Source organism: Streptomyces sp. NPDC000229, from assembly GCF_040300825.1.
Lineage (GTDB): Bacteria > Actinomycetota > Actinomycetes > Streptomycetales > Streptomycetaceae > Streptomyces.
Genome location: NZ_JBEPEL010000170.1, coordinates 1 through 1,183 on the forward strand (window position 1 = coordinate 1; position 1,183 = coordinate 1,183).

Genomic DNA, 1,183 nt, shown 5'->3' on the forward strand with positions numbered 1-1,183 from the left:
GCTGACCTGCTCTCGCTCAGCGTGAACCGGATCACCCATTCGAGCGAAGGGCGCGCGAAGGGCTGCGCAGAGGTTCAGGCGGCGCGTCCAGCAGCGCCAGGCCCGCCGCGTCCGGGTCGCCCCAGGCGGCCGCCTGGAGCGCGAAGGCGGCCAGGTCGGCCACCTGGATCTCGGGTGCCGGGAACCGCGGCAGGCGCCCGTCCTCCGCCTCCGTCCAGCACCGGTACACCACGCCCGGCGCCTCGCGCCCCGCCCGGCCCGCGCGCTGCCGGGCGGCGGCCCGGGACGCCCGCACCGTCGTCAGCGAACCCAGGCCCCGCGCGTGGTCCACACGTGGTTCACGGGTCAGCCCCGAGTCCACCACCACCCGCACTCCCGGCACGGTCAGCGACGACTCCGCCACCGACGTCGCCAGGACCACCCGGCGGCCGTGGCCGGGGGAGAGCACCGCGTCCTGCACGGACGCGGGCGCCCGCCCGTGCACCTGGAGCACCTCCACGTCCAGGCCCGCCAGAAGACCCGCCACGCGCGCGATCTCCCCCGCACCGGGCAGGAAGCACAGCACGTCCCCCGGGCGCTCGGCCAGCGCCCTGCGCACCACCGACGCCACGTGGGCCAGCAGGGCCGGGTCCACCCTCATCCCGTGCGGCGGCCGCACGGACGACGCCGGGGGAGCCCACACCACCTCCACCGGATGGGCCGTGCCCTCCGCCTCCACCACCGGCGCCCCGCCCAGCAGCCGGGCCCAGCCCTCCGCGTCGGTCGTCGCCGACGCGGCGACCAGCCGCAGCTCGGGCCGCAGCGCCGCCCGTACGTCCAGCAGGAACGCGGCGGCGGTGTCCGCGTCCAGGTGCCGCTCATGGCACTCGTCGAGGATCACCACGTCCACCCCGGCCAACTCCTGGTCCCGCTGGAGCCGCTGGAGCAGCACACCCGTCGTCACCACCTCGACGACCGTCTCGCGCGACACGACCCGCTCGCCGCGCACCGTGAAACCCACCCGGCCGCCCATCCGCTCGCCCAGCAGCCACGCCATCCGCCGGGCCGCCGCCCGCGCCGCGATCCGCCGCGGCTCGGCGACCAGCACCCGCGCACCCCGGCCGTGACAGCCAGCTCACCCGCCGCCCACACCCCACGGGCGAACGCCCCGCGCCACCCGCGCCGCCGCTGCCGTACCACCACT

1 pseudogene is annotated in these 1,183 nt (G+C 77.6%); it reads right to left on the minus strand.

What is annotated here, in order from left to right:
* Positions 1-52 precede the first annotated feature (52 nt).
* Positions 53-1,102, minus strand: a pseudogene (locus tag ABT360_RS35305) (helicase-related protein); the annotation flags it as partial.
* Between the last annotated feature and the right edge of the window lie 81 nt (positions 1,103-1,183).